Origin of the sequence: Paenibacillus gorillae (genome assembly GCF_000513275.1) — a bacterium.
Lineage (GTDB): Bacteria > Bacillota > Bacilli > Paenibacillales > Paenibacillaceae > Pristimantibacillus > Pristimantibacillus gorillae.
In genome coordinates this window covers 1-23783 of the sequence record NZ_CBVJ010000021.1, presented here as the reverse complement: position 1 = coordinate 23783, position 23783 = coordinate 1, and the positions used below count along the sequence as shown (strand labels likewise).

General features: G+C 50.0%; 21 protein-coding genes. All 21 read right to left on the bottom strand.

All coding sequences use genetic code 11. The features are described 5' to 3' along the window. Window positions 1-141: 141 nt before the first annotated feature. Window positions 142-939, bottom strand: coding sequence for a spore cortex-lytic enzyme (gene sleB / locus TY10_RS03375; RefSeq protein ID WP_042160598.1), 798 nt, complete (start codon window positions 937-939; stop codon window positions 142-144). A 133-nt stretch (window positions 940-1072) separates the two neighbouring features. Continuing rightward, the gene (locus TY10_RS03370; protein WP_042160596.1) at window positions 1073-3841 is read right to left on the bottom strand and encodes an FtsK/SpoIIIE family DNA translocase; all 2769 of its coding nucleotides are present in this window, start codon (window positions 3839-3841) and stop codon (window positions 1073-1075) included. Between the two features lie 61 nt (window positions 3842-3902). Beyond that, entirely contained in the window at window positions 3903-4145 is a 243-nt protein-coding gene (locus tag TY10_RS03365) for a YlzJ-like family protein (RefSeq protein WP_042160595.1), read from the bottom strand. Then, the gene (locus tag TY10_RS03360; RefSeq protein WP_042160593.1) at window positions 4146-4910 is read right to left on the bottom strand and encodes a ClpP family protease; all 765 of its coding nucleotides are present in this window, start codon (window positions 4908-4910) and stop codon (window positions 4146-4148) included. A gap of 147 nt (window positions 4911-5057) precedes the next feature. Then, window positions 5058-6737, bottom strand: coding sequence for a ribonuclease J (locus TY10_RS03355; protein WP_042160591.1), 1680 nt, complete (start codon window positions 6735-6737; stop codon window positions 5058-5060). 1050 nt (window positions 6738-7787) lie between these two features. Beyond that, window positions 7788-8660, bottom strand: coding sequence for a 4-hydroxy-tetrahydrodipicolinate synthase (gene dapA / locus TY10_RS03350; RefSeq protein ID WP_042160589.1), 873 nt, complete (start codon window positions 8658-8660; stop codon window positions 7788-7790). A gap of 48 nt (window positions 8661-8708) precedes the next feature. Continuing rightward, entirely contained in the window at window positions 8709-9920 is a 1212-nt protein-coding gene (gene dapG / locus TY10_RS03345; protein ID WP_042160587.1) for an aspartate kinase, read from the bottom strand. Window positions 9921-9978: 58 nt separating this feature from the next. After that, window positions 9979-11013 carry an aspartate-semialdehyde dehydrogenase gene (locus TY10_RS03340; protein WP_042160585.1) on the bottom strand — a complete coding sequence of 345 codons (1035 nt, stop codon included), beginning with the start codon at window positions 11011-11013 and terminating at the stop codon, window positions 9979-9981. 63 nt (window positions 11014-11076) lie between these two features. Continuing rightward, window positions 11077-11670: a dipicolinate synthase subunit B gene (locus TY10_RS03335; protein ID WP_042160583.1), complete on the bottom strand. Its 594-nt coding sequence runs from the start codon at window positions 11668-11670 to the stop codon at window positions 11077-11079. Further along, entirely contained in the window at window positions 11667-12566 is a 900-nt protein-coding gene (dpsA, locus tag TY10_RS03330; RefSeq protein WP_042160581.1) for a dipicolinate synthase subunit DpsA, read from the bottom strand. The genes TY10_RS03335 and dpsA overlap by 4 nt, the downstream gene beginning before the upstream one ends. Before the next feature lie 40 nt (window positions 12567-12606). Further along, window positions 12607-12837, bottom strand: coding sequence for a hypothetical protein (locus TY10_RS30220; protein WP_155985670.1), 231 nt, complete (start codon window positions 12835-12837; stop codon window positions 12607-12609). Between the two features lie 5 nt (window positions 12838-12842). Further along, on the bottom strand, window positions 12843-13286 hold the full coding sequence (gene dut / locus TY10_RS03325; RefSeq protein ID WP_081735083.1) for a dUTP diphosphatase: 444 nt from the start codon (window positions 13284-13286) through the stop codon (window positions 12843-12845). Then, window positions 13267-14532 carry a M16 family metallopeptidase gene (locus TY10_RS03320; RefSeq protein ID WP_042160579.1) on the bottom strand — a complete coding sequence of 422 codons (1266 nt, stop codon included), beginning with the start codon at window positions 14530-14532 and terminating at the stop codon, window positions 13267-13269. The genes dut and TY10_RS03320 overlap by 20 nt, the downstream gene beginning before the upstream one ends. 92 nt (window positions 14533-14624) lie before the next feature. Continuing rightward, on the bottom strand, window positions 14625-15629 hold the full coding sequence (locus TY10_RS03315) for a polysaccharide deacetylase family protein (RefSeq protein WP_042160577.1): 1005 nt from the start codon (window positions 15627-15629) through the stop codon (window positions 14625-14627). A gap of 195 nt (window positions 15630-15824) precedes the next feature. Continuing rightward, on the bottom strand, window positions 15825-17906 hold the full coding sequence (pnp, locus tag TY10_RS03310) for a polyribonucleotide nucleotidyltransferase (RefSeq protein WP_042160657.1): 2082 nt from the start codon (window positions 17904-17906) through the stop codon (window positions 15825-15827). A 182-nt stretch (window positions 17907-18088) separates the two neighbouring features. Continuing rightward, the gene (gene rpsO, locus TY10_RS03305) at window positions 18089-18358 is read right to left on the bottom strand and encodes a 30S ribosomal protein S15 (protein WP_042160574.1); all 270 of its coding nucleotides are present in this window, start codon (window positions 18356-18358) and stop codon (window positions 18089-18091) included. A gap of 165 nt (window positions 18359-18523) precedes the next feature. Further along, window positions 18524-19465, bottom strand: a complete 942-nt coding sequence (locus tag TY10_RS03300; RefSeq protein WP_238327423.1) for a bifunctional riboflavin kinase/FAD synthetase — start codon at window positions 19463-19465, stop codon at window positions 18524-18526. A gap of 67 nt (window positions 19466-19532) precedes the next feature. Further along, window positions 19533-20435, bottom strand: a complete 903-nt coding sequence (truB, locus tag TY10_RS03295; RefSeq protein WP_042160571.1) for a tRNA pseudouridine(55) synthase TruB — start codon at window positions 20433-20435, stop codon at window positions 19533-19535. A gap of 2 nt (window positions 20436-20437) precedes the next feature. Beyond that, window positions 20438-21424: a DHH family phosphoesterase gene (locus TY10_RS03290; protein ID WP_042160569.1), complete on the bottom strand. Its 987-nt coding sequence runs from the start codon at window positions 21422-21424 to the stop codon at window positions 20438-20440. After that, window positions 21424-21777 (bottom strand): 30S ribosome-binding factor RbfA, encoded by a 354-nt coding sequence (gene rbfA / locus TY10_RS03285; RefSeq protein WP_042160567.1) that lies wholly within the window; start codon window positions 21775-21777, stop codon window positions 21424-21426. Before rbfA ends, TY10_RS03290 begins: the two co-directional genes overlap by 1 nt. 7 nt (window positions 21778-21784) lie before the next feature. Beyond that, window positions 21785-23783 (bottom strand): translation initiation factor IF-2 (gene infB, locus TY10_RS03280; protein WP_042160564.1); only part of this gene is annotated, 1999 nt, incomplete at its 5' end.

Below are 23783 nucleotides of genomic sequence, written 5' to 3'. Positions count from 1 at the left end.
AACTGCAAATTTGGTTCTGCTGGAGTAAATGTATTCCAATTACACGTTGCCTATACCATTCTAACTTAACCGAAATGGAAGAAGCAACCTGGGCCTGCGCAAGGGCAAGGCCGGCTGCTTCTTCGGAACCGCAATTTGCTTTTACATACAGAAAATGTGTTTGCCGATCGTCTTCACTTGCGGTCTGGTCCAAATCCATTTGGAGGTTGCCGTCACCGGATTGAAATAGTACAGGCAGCCGCCACTTGGGTCCCAGCCGTTGATGGCATCTTGAACCGCTTGCGCCGCTTTCTCGTTTGGCGTCAAGTAAATCTGGCCGTCGGCCACAGCTGTAAATGCGCCTGGCTGAAAAATAACGCCCGAGATCGAGTTCGGAAAGCTTGGCGATTTCAGACGGTTAATGATAACCGCAGCAACAGCTACTTGTCCTTCATAAGGCTCGCCTCGTGCTTCACCGTAGACGGCGTTAGCCATAATCTGCAGATCGCCTTTGGAGAGGCCCAGCTTGTTGGACTTATCCAAGGCGGAGCCTCCTCCTGAACTGCCCGATCCGCTTCCTGAGCCCGTGCCGCTGCCGGCTCCCGCTCCGGCATTGCCCGATTCCTCAGCCGTTGGCTTCCAGCTCTTCGTAGCCTCCCAAAGCTTCAGCTTCGTTTTGGCACCAACGACACCGTCCGATTTCATGCCGAATTTCCATTGAAACCAAGTTACAGCGTTTTTCGTGCTCGTGCCGAATTGGCCGTCAATCTTTCCGTTGAAATACCCCAAAAATTTAAGTCTTCCTTGCAGCTCATAAACATCCTTGCCGGAGGAGCCGACTTTCAGCGTTGCGTTACTGAACGTTTCTTCCGCCTTAACGTTCATCAAATGCTGTAACGAGAACGTTCCGAATACGAGCATGACGATTAACGCGGTCATTACAATTAAACGGTTTCTCATCTAGGGATCTGCCTTTCTCATAGCAAGTTAGTTAGCTTCATGCAGCGTTGCCTAGCACTAGTATGAGAAAGGAGCTTTCGTTCTATGCATCGAATGGCAGCTGTAGCATCCCTATACAAAAAAGGATATCGTCCTAGGACGATATCCTCCCTGCCTGATATTGCTCCATTGTGAGCATAACCTCACGCGGCTTGCTGCCCTCATAAGGGCCAACGATAGAGCGGGCTTCCATCTGGTCAATCAACCGGGCTGCCCTCGTATATCCGATGCGCATCCGGCGCTGCAGCAGGGATACGGAGGCTTGCTTGGCTTCGAGAACAATTTGCACCGCTTGATCGTATAGTTCATCTACAATGTCATTCGGATCATTCGACTCTTCCTCGACCTCAGGAACAAGATCCTCTTTATATTCTGCTTCCGCTTGTCCTCTCGAATAGTCAACGAGCGCTTCAACCTCTTGATCGGAGAGGAATGCGCCTTGCACGCGAAGAGGCTTGGACATGCCGACCGGAAGGAACAGCATGTCGCCGCGGCCTAACAGCTTCTCCGCACCCACCATATCAAGAATGGTCCGCGAATCCACTTGCGATGACACGCCAAATGCAATTCGGGAAGGAATGTTGGCTTTGATAACGCCGGTAATAACGTCTACAGACGGACGCTGGGTTGCAATAATAAGATGAATGCCTGCCGCACGAGCCATTTGAGCCAGACGGGCGATTGAATCCTCAACGTCGCCAGCGGCGACCATCATCAAATCCGCGAGCTCATCGACGATAACCACGATGTACGGCAGTACTGCTTTCGGATTATCCGCCATCAAATTGTTATAGCCCTCAATATTTCTTGTGGCGGATTTAGAGAACAACTCGTAGCGTTTCTCCATCTCAACAACGATCTTCTTTAATGCCAGAGACGCTCTGCGCGGATCGGTGACGACTGGAGCGAGCAAATGCGGGATGCCGTTGTAGACGTTCAGCTCGACCATTTTCGGATCGACCATCAGAAATTTCACTTCGTCCGGTTTTGCTTTGTACAAAATGCTCGTAATAATGCCGTTGATGCAGACTGATTTGCCCGAACCCGTTGCCCCTGCTACAAGCAAATGGGGCATTCGGGCAAGATTGCCGATAATCGGCTGGCCGGATATGTCACGGCCGAAGGCAATAGACAACTTGGATGGCGCATTATGGAAGGCCGGAGTCTCCATAACCTCACGCATTGTAACGACCGATACTTCCATGTTCGGCACTTCGATGCCAATAGCCGATTTACCTGGAATCGGAGCTTCCATCCGTATATCCTTAGCGGCAAGAGCAAGCGCAATATCGTCAGTCAGGCTGACAATTCGACTTACCTTAACTCCCGTAGCCGGCTGCACTTCATATCGGGTAACGGCTGGCCCGCGGACAACGTCCAGCACTTTGGCTCGAACGCCAAAGCTTTCAAGCGTCGCTTCCAGCTTTCTCTTGGCATCAATGGAGTCGGCTCCGTCTCCTCCCCTTGCCAATAGGCTTGGCTTGGAGAGCAAGGAGAACGGCGGCAGCATGTACGGCTTCGGCTGAGGTACAGCCGGAACCGATGATGAAGAAGCAGGTTCAGCTTCTTTGACCAGAACTGCAGCTGCTGCTGCTGTATCTGCTGTATCTGCTGCTTCGCAGGCAACAGCTGCAGGTAGCTGTTCATCCTCAGGGAAATCAACTGATGGTTCCTCCATCTGCTGTTCATCCTCAGTGGATTGCTGCGGCCAAGTTCCGGTCCACTCCTCATCCTTTTCTTCCTCTGCGTAAGGAGGTGCAGGCGGATAGGAAGGTGCGTCAAGAGCCGCTTCCTGATGCTGGGCAACAGCCGGGTCTGGAATCGTAGGAACAGTCTCCCAGGGCACTTGATCAGGCGGGTTATGTAAAGTTTCTTGTGTATGTTCCTGATCTTGCTCCAGTATTGGGCGCTGCTCAGCAGGATCGTCATTACGATCCCATTCTCCTGCTGTAACTTCACCATTCCCATTCTTAGCCCAATGCGGACTCATGCCGTTCAGATGGTGCTCCTCATCCTCTTCATCGTCAAGGGACCAATCATCTTGCTTAACGGTTTGCTCGCTTTTATCCTGCTGCAGCCAAGAGAAGAACAAGGAGCGTTTCTTTTTTCTAGGCGTTAGCGGATAATCCTCATCCTCATCGATGGCATCATCATCTTGAGCATAACCTTGTGAATCGGCCGTACGAGGCGCTCTCGCAGCAGCGGCGGCGGTTGCCGCTCTAAGCGCGGCTCTCTGGTTCCACTTTGCTGCAAACAACTTGAACAGCTTGATAAGCTTGCCCTTTACAAGGCGGCCCATTTCGACGTACGATTTGCCAGTCATCAGCATGAGCGAGATCGCGAACATGACCCACATAATAAGCTTTGCCCCGAAATAGCCGAATAGCATGAACAGCATCGAGTACTCAATTGCGCCAATGTAGCCGCCGCTAATGTCCTTTTCGTTCATCGGACGGTCGTCTGCTCCGTCAAAGGTAAGCAGCTCTAGCCTGATTGAACTGCTTAACTGCTCGAAGATTAATCCGCCGGAAAGCTCCGAGGACGGTGCCAGCGATTTGTCGATCATCGCAACTGAACTCCACAGCGCTAACGCTAGTACGAAAATTAATATACCGGTACGGCGATGCGACCAGCCCTTCGGCCAAGCTCGCTTGACCATGACGGAAAGTCCGACATAAATGCCGACCAATGCCAGCACAAAATAAAATTTGCCGAGAAACAGGCCAAACAGCTTAGACAGAGACCGGCCGACCGTCGCCCCTCCTGATAAGGCGATTACCGACACCGTTATAAGTAAAATACCGTAAACTTCATATTTTAAATTGGATGCAATCGATTTCTTTTTTCTTCTCTTTTTAGCCAACTTTTTGTCACCTCTGGTTTAACATTATACCATAGGTGGACAAATGTTCCTATTTTCTCTTTCAGTTTTGTATATCATTTTGCCCGTACATCATGATGGACCCGGGTGCAAGCTGCGGATTCAAATAATCATTTAACTGGCATTGCAGCAGTCTGACGATCTTTACCATACCTGGTGCCACAGGAACCACTTCCATATGAATGCCGTGAAGCCAGATTTGCTGTGACGGAGGCTGCTCCGTTTCAGCAGCGCTTGCCATACCGTCCAATACCGTCTCCAAAGGCATAATCGTATAAAGTGTCATTTAGTTATACACCCCCGGCTCTGGCTGACCCGCTCCTGCAGGATTGCGTTCAGCAATTCGGCGGTTAAGCTCTTTAAGCGCTTCACCCAGTCCGCCAACTGAATCGATCAATCCATGTTTGACCGCATCCGATCCGATCACAGTCGTCCCGATATCACGGGTGAGCTCGCCAGTCTTGAACATAAGCTCTTTAAATGTTTCTTCCGTAACGTTGGAGTGCATCGTTACAAAACGGACGACCCTCTCCTGCATTTTGTCCAAATATTCGAAGGTTTGCGGCACGCCAATAACGAGTCCGTTCAAGCGGATCGGGTGGATCGTCATCGTCGCTGTAGCGGCAATGAATGACGTATCCCCCGCTACAGCGATTGGAACGCCAATAGAATGACCGCCTCCAAGTACGAGTGTCACGGTCGGTTTTGATAATGAAGCGATGATCTCGGCAATCGCAAGACCTGCCTCTACATCCCCGCCAACCGTGTTCAGCACGATGAGGATACCTTCGATTTTGGCATTCTGCTCGGCTGCCACCAGCTGCGGTATCAAATGCTCATATTTCGTCGTCTTATTTTGTGGAGGCAATACGATATGACCCTCGATTTGACCAATGATCGTCATGCAATGAATATTGGACTCGGCAACAGGCGTTGTCGTTTGTCCAAGCTGCTGGATCGTTTCAACGATCGTACTGTTCTTTTTCTTCTCATCGGCAGCCGGGTCAGGCTGCTGCTCATTCGATAACGGAATGGAATGGTGGCTCCACATAGTATTAAGTCCCCCTCATTAACAATGTCGCTGCAATTGCTGCGGCTTGTCATAGTATGAGGTCGACTGCTGAATTTATACAGATAAAAAGAGACCGATTGGCGGCGACTTGCCGCTCAGCATCGGTCTCTTCAAAGGTTACGGTAGTCACACTTCCATAATAATAGGCAATATCATCGGGCGGCGTCTCGTCTGTTCGTAGAGATAGCGTCCCAGCGCATCTTTCACGCTTGTTTTGAGAGATGCCCATTCATTCACTTTATCGTTCATTAATCGGTTTAACGTCGACGATACAATTTTCCCCGCTTCATCCAGCAGTCCTTCCGCTTCCCGGACATAAACGAAACCTCGTGAAATAATATCAGGACCTGACAAAATGGTCCCATCTTGCTTGCTCAACGTGACAACGACAACTAGAATGCCGTCCTGCGACAAAAGCTTACGATCGCGGAGCACAATATTGCCGACATCCCCGACGCCAAGGCCGTCGATTAGTATATTCCCGGCCTGCACCTTCGAGCCTTTTCTCGCGTCGCCGTTATGAAACTCAACCGTTTCCCCATTTTCCAAGACTAAGATATTGTCCCGGTCAATGCCTACATCTTCACCCAACCCCGCATGCAAACGAAGCATACGATACTCACCGTGGATCGGGATAAAATATTTCGGCTTAATTAAATTCAGCATGAGCTTCAATTCTTCCTGGCTGCCATGCCCAGAGACGTGAACGCCGGACACTGAACCGGGTCCATAGACCACATGTGCGCCAAGCCTGAATAGCTCATCAACCGTTCGGCCCACATAACGCTCATTGCCTGGAATCGGCGTTGCTGCAATAATAACCGTATCTCCTGGCAAAATATCGACTTTCCGGTGCGTTGCCCGGGCCATCCGGGTTAGAGCGGACATCGGCTCGCCTTGGCTTCCCGTGCATAAGATGACGACGCGGTCGGCCGCAAGCTTATTGACTTCCTCCGGTTCAATCAGCATCCCTTCCGGCACATGCAAGTAGCCAAGCTCTGAGGCGATGTTCACGACATTAACCATACTGCGGCCGATAACCGCGATCTTTCGGTTCGTCGCTTCCGCAGCATGAATGACTTGCTGAACACGATGAACATTGGAGGCAAAGGTGGCAACGACAACCCGCTGAGGCGCTTTGTAGAACAAATCTTCGAGCACCTCGCCTACATTTTTCTCCGAAGGGGTGTAGCCCGGCCTTTCCGCATTGGTGCTGTCGGACAGCAGTACAAGGACGCCGCGTTGGCCGATACCAGCGATTCGCTGCAAATCCGCATATTGTCCGTTCACAGGCGTATAATCGAATTTAAAATCTCCAGTATGAACGACGCTTCCCTCTGGCGTGTCAAGACAGACGCCTACTGAATCAGGAATGCTGTGATTTGTCTTGAAGAAGGAGACTCGTATTTGACCCAGCTCGATCTCCGAGTCGGCATGGATTAATTCCCGCTTAGTTTCACCTAGCAATCCTGCTTCCTTCAGCTTGCCTTCTATTAGCCCCAACGTTAGCTTCGTACCGTAGACGGGTACATTAAGCTCTTTGAGAACATAAGGCAGACCTCCGATATGATCTTCATGACCATGCGTGATGACGATGCCGCGAACTTTATGCTGATTTTCGAGCAAATATGAAATATCGGGAATGACGATATCAATGCCAAGCATGTCCTCCTCCGGAAATTTCAACCCCGCATCTACCACAACTATATCGTCTGCGTATTGGATGACATACATATTTTTGCCGATCTCTCCGACTCCACCCAGTGCAAAAACGAGCAATTTATCCGTATCGTTCTTCTTTGACAAGCGATTCCCTCCCTTTTATGACCGCAGCCCTCCCTGTGTGGGACGAACTCCGGTGAGATGCCGAAATGCCAATCATTGCCGAACCGTTGTTTGAACCCATTATACAGGAAAAAATTGAGAGAACACAAACTATTTCCCTCTTCGGGCTTGTCCGTGTTCTTCAGTTAATGATTAAAAATTTTTATGGTAACTGTGTCGACTACATAAGTGAATGTTCTTCCGATCGCTGTTGTATCCGGATTCCATTAATTAAGCTAAAAGGTTGGAATCCGGATACAAAGGCGAACGCTGCCGCTTCTCCAGAATCATTCGCTTACTCCGTCTCTTGTTATCATGATATGTTTCTTTTTTTTAGAAGAACGGTAGAGCTTGCCTTCGCCTCTTGTACAGGCCTCCAAGCAATCTCATGTTGATACACCGTGTCTCAGCATCAACGTTACACTATACGCCAAGCAGAAGCCTATCTAATTCGCGTCAAAAAAAGCGGTGCAGAATCATTCCTGCACCGCCTTTAAGATAACCTGCTTTGACCATGTGACACGCCCCGCCAATGCTGCTTAACCTCCGCCTACCAGCCTTCCAAGCTAAAGCACAAAACAAAATGTAAAAATGCAGGTTGATAAGCCCCTAAAGGTACCAAAACAACAATCAAAATGCAAAAGTGCAGTTGAAATCGCTATATTTCACGATTTTGAGGCTATTCAGGCCAATCAAAATGCACATTTGCATTTTGAAGCGGTAAAACGTCGAAAACTCGGCTGACAACATGTATTTTTACATTTTGATCCGTGGCAGACGATAGCAAACGTAAAATCTACTATCACTATAGTGTGTCTGATCGCATCAGTTTGTACGTATTTGGGCGAGCGGAGCGTTTTGAGTTCAGGATGACTTTTCGCAGGTTCTATCCATTCTGACATCGTGTAAGCGATGCGAGCCATGGAATCAAGAACGGCAGCATGAACCAATACGCGCAGCGAGTCCCGGAGCAACCTCAGCGAACAAAAAAAGGCGACGCAGGAATCATCCTGCACCGCCTCTTTATAAGTCCTATATCAATTTACTGATAAATTCTTTCTCTGCTTCCGTCGCTGGAACAAGCGGAAGTCTCACGCTGCCGACCGGTATGCCTTTCAAAGTAAGAGCATACTTGACGGCAACCGGATTTGGAACCGGATGCGGGCTCTCGAACAACCCTTTGAATACCGGATGACATTCCTGATGAAGTACAGCAGCCTGACGAACGTCTCCGCTCAAATAAGCTTCAATCAGCTGTTTCATTTTTGCACCGATAACATGGCTGGCTACGCTGATAATACCGTGTCCGCCGACCGCAAGCGTTGTCAACGTCGCACTATCGTCTCCGCTATATACACGGAATGTTGACGGAGCGCCAGCGACAATTTGAGTCAACTGATCCGGGCTCGCGCAATCTTTTGTCGCTACGATATTGTCCAGTTGAGCCAGACGAATCGTCGTTTCAGCCGACAGGTTAATTCCAGTTCGTCCTGGGACGTTATAGAGAACGACCGGCAAAGTCGTAGATTCTGCAATCGCTTTGAAATGCTGATAGAGTCCTTCTTGGTTCGGCTTGTTGTAGTAAGGAGCTACGAGCAGAACGCCGTCTACGCCGCAACTCTCCGCTTCCTTCGTTAGGTGGATGGAATGTGCTGTGTTGTTGCTGCCCGTTCCTGCAATAATTTTGCAGCGTCCGCCCGCGCGTTCTACCGAAAAGCGGAACAATGCCAATTTCTCCTCGTCCGTCAACGTAGGCGATTCTCCCGTTGTTCCCGACACGACCAGAGTATCGCTGAGCTGTTCTTCAATTAGATAATCGATCAGACGTCCCGTAACTTCCCAGTCAATCTGACCATTTGCATCAAATGGTGTGACCATTGCCGTCATTAATCTTCCGTAATCCATCCAAAAAACCTCCTACAAAACTTTACGAGCAATTATGCACTGTTACTATTATAAATGAAGTCCAAACTTGGCGTGAAGCGCTTGTAGCGCAGGGGCCATATCCGGCTCCTTCACAAGTACCCATATCGTCGTGTTCGAATCCGCCGATTGCATAATTGTAATGCCTTGTTCCGTCAATGCCTCGACGATTCGCGCCATGACGCCGGGCACGCCGTTCATGCCCCCGCCGATGACCGACACTTTCGCACAGCCATTAATTGCAGTTGGTAAATATCCAATATCCTGAAGTAAACGCACAGCACGGTCTGCATCGTGATCGAACACAGTATACACCGCGCCGCTTGGCGTTACGTTAATAAAGTCAACGCTAATATGATTGCGGGCCATCGTCTGAAACACTTGCAATTGCACGTCCGAACGGCCCTCTATCGCTTGAACCGAAATTTGCGTAATGCCGGACACATGTGCAATACCTGTTACATGACGATCGCTTACATAGCCCTTCGCGAGCTCTGGCCTGTCAGTTACAAGCGTGCCTTCATCATCGGAAAAAGTGGAGCGTACCCGAATCGGGATACGGGCTTGCTGTGCGATTTCTACAGCACGGGGATGAATGACCTTTGCTCCCTGGCGCGCCATATTGCATATTTCAGCATAGCCAACGACCAGCAGCGGCTTCGCGTCTTTGACCAAACGAGGATCAGCCGTCAAGATGCCATTCACATCGGTGTAAATGTCTACACAGTCTGCACGAAGTGCTGCGCCAATCGCGGTTGCCGAGGTATCGCTTCCTCCCCGGCCTAGCGTAGTCATATCACCGTACTCTGTACTGCCTTGGAAACCGGTTACGATCACGACCTCGCCAGTCCGCAAGTGTGACAGTATGCGGTCGGGATGAAGCTCTTTAATGCGCGCATGGCCGAATTGCTCATCCGTCCGAATGCCCGCCTGGCCCCCATTAAGCACAATTGCAGCAATGCCCCGCGAGCAGAGCAGGCTGCATAAGGCAGAAGCGGAAATAATCTCTCCGCAGCCTAGCAGCATATCCCGCTCGCGGGGCGGTAAATGGTCGCCGTTATCGCGAATGAGCTGAAGCAGGGTATCCGTAGCGTACGGGTCGCCTTTGCGACCCATCGCCGAAACGACAACGACGATACGGAAACCGTTCTTCAGCTCTCTGGCAATATGTTCTACACAGTGATTTCTAGCTTTATCGGACGAAAGTGACGTGCCCCCGAATTTCTGAACCAGGATGCGCATGAATGATTATCCTCCGGTACCGATAGCAAGATGTCAATATTGCCGTCAACCTTTACCTTTAGCCTTTTGCGATATGCTCTGCAATTTGAACGGCGTTCCATGCGGCGCCCTTCATCAGATTATCGGAAACGATCCACAGGTTAAGTCCGCGCTCATGGCCCAGATCCCGTCTCAGGCGGCCGACGAATACGTCTGGCTTGCCTGCAGCGTCTGTTGCCAATGGGTATTGCTGATTCGCCGGATCATCTACCAGCGTTACGCCTGGCGCGTTCGCGAGCAGCTGTTTGACATCTTCCAGGTCATAATTATTTTTAAGTTCAACATATACGGATTCGGAATGGCCGTAAACGACTGGAATACGAACGCAAGTAGCAGTTACTTCGATCGATTCGTCGTTCATAATTTTTTTCGTCTCGCGGACCATCTTCATTTCTTCCAGCGTGTAGCCGTTGTCTTGGAATTTATCGATTTGCGGAACAGCGTTGAAAGCAATTTGATGCTTAACAGGCAAGCTGCCTACTGGCAAAATGTCCGGGTTAACCGGCTCGCCATCCAATGCAGCGCGAGTTTGGCGAAGCATTTCGTCAATTGCGCGTGCACCAGCGCCAGATACCGCTTGGTATGTGGAAACAATAATACGGCTGATTCCATATTTGTCCTGCAGCGGCTTCAAAGCTGCAACCATTTGAATCGTCGAGCAATTCGGATTCGCAATAATGCCTTTGTGCTCGCTTACTTTCTCAATGTTCACTTCCGGAACGACAAGCGGCGTATTCGGATCCATGCGGTAAGCGTTCGTGTTATCAATGCAAATCGTGCCATGTTCCACCGCATGCGGAGCGAGTGCTTTAGTCACGTCGCCCCCGGCGCTGAACAATGCTATATCAACGCCCTTGAAGCTGTCCGGAGTTGCTTCCTCTACGGTTACTTCTTGGCCTTTGAACTTTAATTTGGTGCCAGCGGAACGAGCCGAGGACAACAGCTTTAATTCGCGGATAGGAAAATTTCTCGTATCGAGCAAGTTCAGTATTTGTTCCCCTACTGCGCCTGTTGCGCCTACTACCGCAACGTTAAACAATTTCTGATTGGACATCTGTCGTAATTCTCCCCTCTATCTTTGAACAACCAATAAAAAATGAAATAAAAACAAATAAGGCTAGTAATTAAACCGTTCAATAAGCAGCGGCTGCAGTTGTTTCCCTTGCAGCGCAGCCTCGCACGTCTCCAGTGCCAAGTCCATTCTGGCTACTAGCGAGTTCGGTTTTTGAACGGGATTATCTTGGCCAAAAGGCACAAAATAAATATGTTTAGCCACTAACAGCTTTGCGATGTTCGCGGCATTCAACCCAAGTCCGTCATTCGTTGAAATAGCAAGCACGACTGGTCTTCCATTTCTCATTTGCGCTTTGGCAGCCATCAATACAGCACTGTCTGTCAACGCATTTGCTAGTCTGCTTGTCGTATTGCCCGTGCATGGCGCAATCAATAGCACGTCAATCTGTTTCGATGGCCCAAGCGGCTCCGCTTGCACAATCGTCGAAATAATCTCATTGCCCGTTATCGCTTTTAACTGCGTTTGCCATTCCTCCGAGGTGCCAAAGCGTGTATCCGTCGTCATAATCGTATTGGAAACGATCGGAATGACGTTCGCTCCCGCGTCTACAAATCTCGCAATTTGCGGCATAATTTCGGCAAGTGTGCAGTGCGACCCTGATAATGCGTATCCTACCGTTAATCCCGACCAATTCATTGCCCATTCCCCCGCTTAATCGAATCGTCCATAATCAATTGAGACAAACAATCGGCTATGATTCGTCCAGCTGTTTTGGGTGCAACGATACCGGGCAGGCCGGGCGCGAGCATCGCCTTGATTCCCCGTTTCTCGGCGAAGCGGAAATCTGTTCCGCCAGGCTTGGAAGCGAGGTCAATAATAACGGCCCGCGAAGGTAAATTCGCTATAATTTGCGCTGTGACTATCATAGTCGGAATTGTATTAAAAAGCAAGTCAATATTGCCTGTATACTCCAGCAGTTTACTGGTGTAGAAAGGCTTGAAGCCCATTTCCGCAGCCCTTGCAAAATGCTCTGTACGCCTTACGCCGACGAGTACATCTGCACCCAATCCCTGGAGGGTGCGGGCCATCGTGAAGCCGGTTCGGCCGAAGCCAAGCACCATTGAAGTTGAGCCGTGAATCGTGATATCCGTATTCTGGATAGCGAGCATTATCGCACCCTCAGCTGTGGGAATGGAGTTATAAATGGCAACGTCATCCCGATCAAACAATTCGATAAGTTCCAGCCCCTGCTGCCGGCAAATATCCCTCAAGTATAGCTTCGCCATACCTGTGTATACTTTGCAATGCTTAGGCGCACGAGCGAGATGCTGATCCAGGAGCCGAATCTCGCGATCGCTGAACACGGTATGAATCAAGCCTTGGTCGTCAGTGCCGACCGCAGGCAGCAGCAGCGCGTCGATGTTATCGAACAGTTGCTCGTCAAACTCGGCATGCACCGCGCCATCCAGCGATGAATGAAGCCCCTCGAAACCCGATACGGTCACCGTCGCATCTAATTCCGACAGCTTCCGAATGACCTCGAGCTGCCTTGCATCGCCGCCAAGCAGCAGCACTTGAATGCCTGTTAACATGCAGCTATCACTCCTTTCTGCGCACGAGTTATAAATCATCTTATGCCAGCGCCCAGAATGGGTGAAAAAAAGCTGACAATGTGATTAAGCTAATATCATTAATCACATTGCAGCCTGCTGACAATGTGATTAAGCTAGTGTGATTAAACACATTGTAGCCTGCTGAAAATGTGGTTAAGTTAATGGCCAATCGCTGCGACCAGGGAGCCGCAACCAAAAAAAGAGAGCTGGTTCCTCCTGCAGTTACTGCAGGAGGAACCAGCTCTCTCATCAAACCTAAACGCCTGTATGGCCAAAGCCCCCGGCACCGCGAACGGTATCCGGCAGCTCATCCGCCAATGCGATTTCAATCGCCGGAATTTGCTGAAATACCATTTGGGCAATTCGCTCGCCGCGTGTAATCGTGAATGGTTCCTGACCCAGATTAACAAGCAGCACCTTTACTTCGCCCCGGTAATCTGCGTCGATTGTTCCCGGCGAGTTCAAGCAGGTAATGCCATGCTTGTAAGCCAGACCGCTTCTTGGGCGGATTTGCGCCTCAAGCTGCGCTGGCATCGCCATTGCGAATCCGGTTGGAATGAGCTTACGCTCTCCCGGTGCAAGTATGACCGGTTCACCGACAGCGGCTTGCAGGTCAAAACCTGCCGCCCATTCTGACATTTTATTCGGCAATTGAATATCTTCATTGCCTTCTAGCCGTTTAAATAGTACCTGAAACAAAACGATTCCTCCCCAATTGTGCCGCTGCTTTATCGTTCGAGCCGACCATTGCGACTGCGAACGGCACGGAAAGCATCCGTTTCGTCACTTCGCGCACGTCGTCCATCGTCACATTATCGATTCGTTTCAGCAATTCGTCAAGCGTATAATGACGCCCCAGCATAAGCTCGTTTTTCCCGAGCCGGTTCATCCTGCTGCTAGTGCTTTCCAGACTTAAGATCAGGCTGCCTTTCAACTGCTCTTTCCCGCGGTGCAGTTCATCCTCGCCAAGCCCTTTCACCGCAAGCTCCTCAAGCTGCTCCATCGTCAGATCCAGCACTTCCTTCGTCTGCTTAGGCGCCGTTCCGGCATAGATCGTGAACAGACCAGTATCCGCATAGGACGTATGGTAGGAATAGACGGAATAAGCCAAGCCGCGCTTCTCCCGGATTTCTTGGAACAAGCGGGAGCTCATCCCTCCGCCTAGCGCGTTATTAAGTAAAATCATCGCATACAGCTGCGGATCGCTTATCGAACAGCCCGGGAATGAGAGGCAGATGTGGTTCTGCTCTGTTTTCTTCTTAAAGAAAATATAATCACCATGAAAGCCCGGCGCTTGTACAGGATCTGAACTTCCTCTAGCGCTGAAGCGGCCAAACTGGCTCTCCAGCAGCGCCAGCAGCGCCTTCTCCTCTACGTTGCCCGCAACGCTGATTACCGTATTTTCAATCGTATATGTATCGTTCATATAATCCCGCAGCGAATCGGAATTCATCGCGGTCAAACGCTCTTCTAACCCAAGAATGGAATATGCAAGCGGATGATCGCCATATGCAGCGCGGGAAGCCTCGTCATGCACCTTATCATCCGGTGTATCCTCATACATCGAGATTTCTTCCAAAATAACGTTTTTCTCTTTAGCCAGTTCCTCTGCGTCAAGCCGCGATTCGAAGAACATATCAGCCAAAGCATCGACCGCTATCGGCAAATGCTGATCCAGCACTTTGGCGAAATAGCAAGTGTACTCCTTCGAAGTAAACGCGTTGACATTACCGCCGATTCCATCAAATAAATCTGCAATATCTTTTGCCGAACGTTTGTTGGTGCCTTTGAAAAGCATATGTTCAACAAAATGAGAAATACCGTTATTGTCCGGCGTCTCATTCCTTGAACCTGTTTTGACCCATATACCGAATGCGACCGACCGAAACGTAGGTATATATTCCACAACGACTCTAAGTCCGTTGCTGAGCGTATATTTATTCACAATGGTCCTCCTTAGCAAGCTGAATGTAGTTCTGTGATAGGCACGAGCTTTCCGCTTACCTTAAGCTCTTGCTTCCAATCAGTTTATCAAAATTATGACTCCGGCTCAACAACAGAAGGAACGCGTTGTGTCGACAGCAGTTCGCTTACCGTACCGATAGCGTAGCCCTTCTGCTTCGCATCACGGATCATGCCGGGCAGCGCATCTCTGGAAGAGGCTGTCGGATGCATAAGAATGAGAGCACCCGGCTCCAACTTGGACGAAATACGGCGCATAATTGTATCAGGAGGAGGCTTCTTCCAATCTACCGTATCAATCGTCCATAGCACCGTCATAAGCCCTTGCTCTGCTGCAACTTGGATGGTCGTCTGATTATAGTCGCCTGAAGGGGGAGCGAACCATTTGTTTTCAACCGACAGCGTCGATTTCAACAGCTCTTCTGTTCTCGAAATTTGCGTATAAGCGGCCTGCCTGCCGAGCTCACTCATATTCGGATGCGAATAAGCATGGTTGGACATCTCATGGCCCTTCGCTTGAATTTGCTTGGCTACGTCAGGATATTTCTTCAACCAGGAACCGTCCAAGAAGAAGGTCGCCTTCACCTGTTCCTTCTCCAGCGTATCGAGAATCGGTTGAATATATTCATTGCCCCATGCGACATTGATCATAAAAGCGATCATTTTCTTCTCAGGATTGCCTCTGAAAATCGGATATCTGCCCAAGTCCCGCAGCGAAATTTCCGGATTAACTTCCTTATATACAAATTGAATGGGAGTCAATGCCCCTGCTGCCACTGTTTTTTCATAGCTTTTGTCAACATCCACATCCACGCCGTTATAACCGGGAATTGCTTTCCATACCCGATCGATTCTTGCGTTTACAGGCGCAATACGTTGTTTTTCCGCTTCACTAGCAATCGTCTGCTTCAGCTCGCTCAACTCCTGCTCACTGAATAACGGTTTTACGACAGCCTTTGCCGCACCGCTTGCTTTAACAGCTGCTACATAATCACCAATACCGCCGAGATTCAAGCTAAAGGCTGCAATAAACGCCGCCATGCACACGCCTATCCAACCGATTTTCATACGCACGTTCATAGGTTTAGCTCCACCTTCATCATCGGTTAGCATCTTTGCCCTATTCCAGTCCATGCAGCAAGACGCTTGCTCAAAATGTATGAAGAAATGGACGAGATTATGCAAGTCGAGGGCCAAGTCCCATAAAAAAACAAAAGAGACAGATTCACTCTGACTCTTTGCATTCAAACCATATAGAAAGCGCAGAAGCTGGACTTACTGCGCTGGTACTTCAGGTGTAAGAACGGCTTTACGGGACAGGTTGATCCGGCCCTGCTGGTCGATCTCGGTTACTTTAACCGTAATTTGGTCGCCGATCGCCACAACGTCTTCAACTTTAGCTACACGTTCGTTAGCAAGCTGGGAAATGTGGACAAGACCGTCTTTGTTCGGCAAAATTTCAACGAATGCGCCGAATTTCTCAATGCGTTTAACGGTTCCGAGATACACTTCACCGATTACAACCTCTTTAACGATACCTTCGATAATCGCTTTCGCACGTTGGTTCATCTCTTCGTTGGAAGAAGCGATGTATACCATGCCGTCTTGCTCGATATCGATTTTCACGCCGGTTTCCTCAATGATTTTGTTGATAATTTTGCCGCCAGAGCCGATAACATCACGGATTTTGTCCGGGTGAATACGGAGCGTCAAAATTTTCGGAGCGTACTGGGACAGGTTTTTACGCGACTCGGACATTACTTCGTTCATTTTGCCCAAAATATGCATCCGGCCCTCGCGTGCTTGCTCCAGCGCCTGGGACAAAATCGCACGGTCGATACCGTTGATTTTAATATCCATTTGAATGGCTGTTACGCCTTGCGCCGTACCTGCAACTTTAAAGTCCATATCGCCGAGATGATCTTCCATCCCTTGAATGTCGGACAAGATGGAGAAATGTTCGCCGTCCTTGATCAAGCCCATTGCAATACCCGCTACTGGAGCTTTAATCGGAACGCCCGCATCCATCATCGCAAGCGTACTTGCGCAAATGCTTGCTTGGGAAGTCGAACCGTTTGATTCCAAAACCTCGGAAACGAGACGGATGGCATATGGGAATTCAGCTTCAGAAGGAATAACCTTCGACAATGCGCGTTCGCCGAGTGCACCGTGGCCAATCTCGCGGCGGCCTGGAGGACGGAGCGGTCTTGCTTCGCCGACGCTGAATGGCGGGAAGTTGTAATGATGCATGAAGCGTTTCGTTTCTTCAGGGCTGACGCCATCCAAAATTTGAACGTCGCCAAGCGCGCCGAGTGTACAGATGCTCAGTGCTTGTGTCTGACCGCGTGTGAATAAGCCGGAGCCATGTGTACGCGGCAACAAAGCGACGTCGCATTCGATCGGACGAATTTCGGCAAGGCCGCGTCCATCGGGACGTACTTTGTCATGTGTAATCAAGCGGCGAACTTCTTCTTTAACGATGTCGTACAGCACTTCTTTTACATCACCGATAAGCTCAGGCGTTTCTGCATACACTTCTTCGAAGTGAGCAACAGTGTCGCTGTTGACTGCGTCAATTGCTTCCTGGCGGGCATGCTTCTCCTCGATGCGAATCGCTTCTACAAGGCGTTCGGATGCATAAGCGCGAACCGCTTCGTTAACGGAAGCATCTACAGCATGAAGCTTCACTTCCATCTTAGGCTTGCCAGCAGTTGCAACGAGCTCTTCAATCGACGCAACGATTTTTTTGATTTCGTCATGGCCGAACATGATTGCTTCGAGCATAACGTCTTCACCGACTTCATTGCCTTCCGCTTCTACCATCATGATCGCATCTTTCGTACCTGCGACAACGACGAAAATATCCGTCTGCTGCCCTTGCTCGACAGTCGGATTAATAACGAATTCGCCATTGACACGGCCAACGCTTACGCCGCCGATCGGACCGTCAAATGGAACGTCAGAGATAGCAAGTGCTGCAGATGTACCAATCATTGCCGCAATTTCAGGTGGGCAATCCTGATCCACGCTCATGACGATGTTCGCGATTTGCACATCGTTGCGGAAGCCTTCAGGGAACAACGGACGAATCGGGCGGTCAGTCAATCGGCTCGACAGAATCGCTTTTTCACTTGGACGTCCTTCGCGTTTAATGAAGCCGCCGGGAATTTTACCGACTGCGTACATACGCTCTTCATAGTTGACTGTCAGCGGGAAGAAATCCAAATCCTTTGGTCCCGTTGAAGCCGTAACCGTACACAAAATAACGGTGTCCCCGTAACGTACGGTTACAGCGGCATTTGCTTGCTTGGCGAGACGGCCTGTCTCAAGGACAAGCTTTCTGCCGCCCAACAACATTTCGACTTGTTGCAAATGTAATCCCTCCTAGTTTGTAATGTAACAGTTGGCATTGATACCATTCGCCAACAGCGTTGGCATATCCTGCTGTACCTTTTGATATTACAAAAAGCAACCCGCTAATGCCGGCTCCGGGAAGCCCGGACGGCAAAACAGCCAGGTTGCTTTTCATGAAACAGATTCTAGCGGCGAAGGCCGAGTTTTTCGATCAATGCGCTATAACGTCTAACATCTTTGTTTTTCAGGTATGCCAACAGCTTACGGCGTTGACCTACCATCTTGAGCAAACCACGACGGGAGTGGTGATCTTTCTTGTGCTCCCGCAAGTGTTGAGTCAAGTTCACGATGTTTTCAGTCAGGATAGCGACTTGAACCTCTGGTGACCCTGTATCGCTCGCATGTGTTTTGTGCGTTTCGATCAGTTCTTGTTTACGCTCTTGTGTAATTGCCATCCTCGTTCACCTCCTTGAAAAATTAAAATAATCGCCGTTAGCCCAGGTACCGCCGGTGAGAGCGGACATCCAAGCTAAGGTTCTCATTACGTTCGTCCATAAATGGGCCGGTCCGCAACGTTACTCAGTATAACACAATGGCATAGGCAAGTAAATGCCGCAGCCTTAACCGAGATTGAACAATTGTTTGACTTTATCCGAATCCAGACCAATTTGCGTGATCAGCTCTTGTACGGAACCGAATTTTTGCTCCGTCCGGATAAAATCATGGAACCGGACTGTTATCGCTTCTCCATAAATGTCCTGGTTAAAGTCGAAAAGATGCACTTCCATAACCGGCCGGATCTCTTCTTTATTGAAGGTTGGCTTCATGCCATGGTTCAGAACGCCATAGAACGGCTTTCCGGCTACTTCACCTGAAACGGCAAAGACGCCAAGACGCGGAGCCACATAACGGTCTGAAACTTCAAGGTTGGCCGTTGGAAAACCAATCGTCCGGCCGCGCCCGTCTCCATGAACAACTACGCCTTTAATCTCATAAGGACGGCTGAGCAAGTTGGCAGCCAATTCGATGCCGCCCTGCTCTAGCGCCTCGCGTACATAAGTACTGCTCACCTTGATGCCGTTCTCGAACAGCGGCTCTATAATTTCGACATCAATGTCCGGCGCACCCAAGCTGCGCATCATTTCGGCATTGCCTTGACCCTTGAAGCCAAACATAAAGTCAAAGCCAACGACAATTTGACGCGCTCTCAGCGGCCGGAGCACCTCATCGACAAATTGCTGCGGTGAAATGGCCGCAAACGTTTTATCGAATTCCATAACGAAGACAAGGTCTACACCAAGCTCCTTGAACAAGGAAGCTTTGGTCTCAAACGGCGTAAGACTATTGAAATAACGGTCGCCTTGACCCAGCACTTCTTTGGGATGCGGGCTAAACGTCATAACAGCGGACAGTAAGCCCTTGCCTTTAGCGAGCGCTACTGCCTGTTTAATGACGTTCTGATGCCCGCGATGCACACCGTCGAAATGGCCGATCGCGATCGAAAGCGAATGATCCCGGAGCGTCTCCGGAATTTCCGTTAACGGATACTTGAATGAAATCATTTCCAACTTGGATACACCTGCATTTCTGTTCAGACTTTCGCTTATGCGAGCCGATGTGATTGTGATGCTATGAAAATACTTTGACCGGTTTCAAAATTTCCGAGCCGGCATCCCATTCAAAAATACCGATAAACCGGTTGTCATCACCGTAGAGGCGGATCAACCGATCTCCGCCAGGACGCTCGGCCAGCAATCGCAGCGGAATTTTTTGCCCTTTGAGTGCCATATCAGCAACTGCTGCTGATGCCTCAACAAGCTCCAAATGCGAGATTGCCGTCTCTGCCGATAACAATCGGGATTCTAGCTCTCCGGCCATCTGAAGCTCTTCTACCTGCTCCAGTGTTAAGCATTGTTCCTTCGTAATTCCGCCAGACATCGTGCGCGTCAACTGCGCCATTGCCGCCGGAACACCCAGTTCACGTCCAATATCGACGCATAATGTCCGGATGTACGTGCCCTTCGAACAGACGACCGAGAAGGAAAATGTCGGCTTGTCAGAGGATAAATCGAGGCTTTGCAGCTCAATTTGGTGGATCGTTGCTTTTCTTGCTTTCCGTTCCACCGTCTTGCCTTCCCGGGCCAGCTCATAGAGACGCTTGCCGTCGACCTTAACGGCGGAGAACATCGGCGGGATTTGCTCAATCTCGCCGACGAAGCCCCTCAGAACCCGAATAACTTGTTCTTCCGTCACGACAATGCCGCTGCGCTCTTCCACTACGTTGCCGGTCATATCTTCCGTATCCGTCGAAATACCAAGCTGTATGACAGCCTCATAGGCCTTCGGACGTTCTTGCAAGTATTCAACCATACGTGTGGAGCGGCCCAGACAGAGAGGAAGCACTCCTGTTACCATGGGATCCAATGTTCCCGCATGGCCGATCCGCTTCATCTTGGTCAGCCGGCGAACCTTCGCCACCACATCATGCGAAGTCCAACCCGCAGGCTTCCAGATCGCGATAATACCATCCATCGTTAATTCAACGCCTTTCTAACTGCTTCAACCAAAGACGCAATAGCATCCGGAAGCGATCCGCTGAGCCGGCATCCGGCAGCACGAACATGACCGCCGCCGCCGAAGGTTTGAGCGATAGCCGCCACGTCTGCTTTGCCCGAAGAGCGAAGGCTTGCTTTCACATGGCCGTCTTCCGTTTCCTTGAACAAAATCCCGACTTCAACACCGTCAATATTCAAAGCATAATTGACGATACCCTCGAAATCCTCAGATACGGCTCCGGTTTCCTTCATATCGTCTTTGGCGACATAGAGCCAGCCAATCTGCTGATCTTCACTGAAAGTAAGCCTGCTGAGACTGCGTTGAAGCAGCTTCAGCTTCGGCATCGTCATTTTTTCAAGCAAATGATCTGCCAGCTGATGACCGCTGATGCCTTGCTCCAGCATACGTGAAGCGATCCCCATTACTTTGGAGCTTGTATTCGAGTAGCGGAAGCCGCCCGTATCGGTCAAGAGACCGGTATAGATTGCTGTTGCGCACTCCTTGTCAAAGTCAAAGCCGGCTCTTTCAATAAGATCATATAAAATCTCAACGGTAGCTGCTGCATCAGACCGAATAATATTAACCGTACCGAAACCATTATTGGTTGGATGATGGTCGATATTAAGCAGCCCGGCACCCTCCGCAAACAAGTCCGACACCTCGCCGATTCTTTGATAGTCAGCGCAGTCTACCGTAATAATATGCTTATAAGCCGCAGCGGGCTGCGACTTGCGATAATTAATAATAGCTTCATAATGCACAAGATAGTTTAAGCGTGAAGGAGACTCTCCTTCATTCATTAATACGAAAGATTTGCCCAGCTTGCCTAGCAGCCAGCCAACAACTGCTGTCGAACTAATCGCATCCCCGTCAGGCTGAACATGGGAGACGACTAAAAAGTCGTCCCCCTCGTTCATAAAAGCTAGGGCAGCATCAAGCTGCCGCGTATATTCCGCAGTCATCATCACGATTTATTCCCACGGTTGATTTCCTCGAGCAGCCCTTCAATCCGGCTGCCGTATTCAATCGAACTATCGAACTTGAACAAAATCTCCGGCGTATGGCGCAGACGCATCCGCTTGCCGAGCTCCGTACGGATAAATCCGTTTGCCCGTCCAAGCGCTTTAAGCGTCTCTTCCTTCTGCTCCTCGCTGCCAAGCACGCTTAAGTAAACGCGCGCTTGGGACAGATCGCCAGTCGCTTCTACACCAGTTACGGTGATGAAGCCGATTCGCGGATCCTTCAGTTCGGTTTGAATAATTTGGCTCAGTTCTTTCTTAATCTGTTCGCCTACTCGGCCGACACGTATTTTAGCCATCGATTAATCACCTCTCTACCGATTCCATCACGAAGGCTTCAATAATGTCCCCTTCTTTGAAGTCGTTAAACCGCTCCAGCGTAATACCGCACTCATAGCCTTGCGCAACTTCCTTGACGTCATCCTTGAAGCGTTTCAGCGTATCGACTTTACCTTCGAAAATAACGATGCCTTCGCGTACGATACGCGCTTCAGCGGAACGGGTTACTTTGCCCGATGTAATCATACAGCCTGCAATTGCCCCAACTTTGCTAACCTTGAAGACGTTGCGGACTTCCGCTTGACCAATAACGACTTCCTTGAAGATCGGATCAAGCATCCCTTTCATCGCCTGTTCGATTTCCTCGATCACGTTATAGATGACGCGGTGCATACGAACATCGACTTTCTCTTGCTGCGCGGCCAGATCAGCCTGCGGCTCTGGACGAACGTTAAAGCCGACAACGATAGCGTTGGATGCCGAAGCCAGGTTGATATCGGACTCGTTGATCGCGCCGACGCCGCTGTGAATGATTTTAACGCGTACGCCTTCAATATCGATTTTGGCGAGGGAGCCTTTGAGTGCTTCCGCAGAGCCTTGAACGTCAGATTTAATAATAACGTTCAGGTCTTTAATTTCGCCTTCTTTGATGTGTTTATACAGATCATCCAGTGTTACGCGAGTATTCGCACCCAGCTCGGATTGACGCTGCTTGATGGAACGGCGCTCGGAGATTGCTCTCGCTTTGCGCTCATCCTCGAATACCATAAACGGATCGCCGGCTTGCGGCACTTCTGTAAGACCAGTAATTTCTACTGGTGTAGAAGGGCCAACTTCCTTCAGTCTGCGGCCTTTATCATTGACCATCGCACGAACGCGGCCGAAGCAATTGCCGGCAACGAATGCATCGCCGATTTTGAGCGTGCCGTGCTGAACGAGAATACGAGCTACAGGGCCTTTGCCTTTGTCCAGCTCGGCTTCAAGCACAGTACCGCGTGCGCGTTTGTCCGGGTTCGCTTTATAGTCGTTCACTTCCGATACGAGAAGGATCATCTCCAGCAAGTCTTCAAGACCGATGCGCTGTTTCGCGGAAACGTTAACGAAGATTGTATCTCCGCCCCACTCTTCCGGGACGAGCTCATACTCGGTCAGAGCTTGCTTGATTTTGTCCGGATCGGCATCCGGCTTATCGATTTTGTTGACAGCAACAATGATTGGCACGCCAGCAGCTTTCGCATGGTTGACTGCTTCCACCGTTTGCGGCATAACGCCGTCATCCGCTGCTACGACAATAATCGTAATATCAGTAACCTGCGCACCGCGTGCACGCATGAGCGTAAACGCTTCGTGACCCGGTGTATCGAGGAACGTAATTTTCTTTTGGTTGATTTCTACTTGATAAGCGCCGATATGCTGCGTAATACCGCCTGCTTCGCCACCTGTTACATTCGTTTGACGGATCGCATCGAGCAGCGTCGTTTTACCGTGGTCAACGTGACCCATGATCGTAACGACCGGCGGACGAGCCACCAAATCTTCATCCTCGTCGCTCTCTTCCACAGTCTCAAAGGAATCCTCTTCAACCGGGATTTTCACTTCAACCTCTACGCCGTACTCCGAGGAGAGCAGCAAGATAGCCTCCATTTCGAGCTCTTGGTTGATCGTTGCCATTACACCAAGGGTAATCAGCTTTTTAATAACTTCCGAAGCATCTTTATGAAGCAGTTTTGCCAATTCGCCTACCGTCATCGTACCGCGTACAATGATTTTTTTAGGCGTATTGTCGATTTTTTCGCGACGCTCCTGCTGTGGCTGGTTACGATTATTGCGTCCTTTGCCGCCGCGGTTGTTGCCGCCTCTGAATCCGCCCGGCTTGCCGTCGTCGAATCGTCTTTGACCGTTGTTGCTGTTTGGACCGCCTGATTTCGACTTATTCAAGCCAGGCTTGCCGTTACGGTTGGAGTCGCCTGCACCAGAACGTGAAGCCGGCTGCGCCGGACGAGAGTCGAAGCTGCGAGCTGGACCG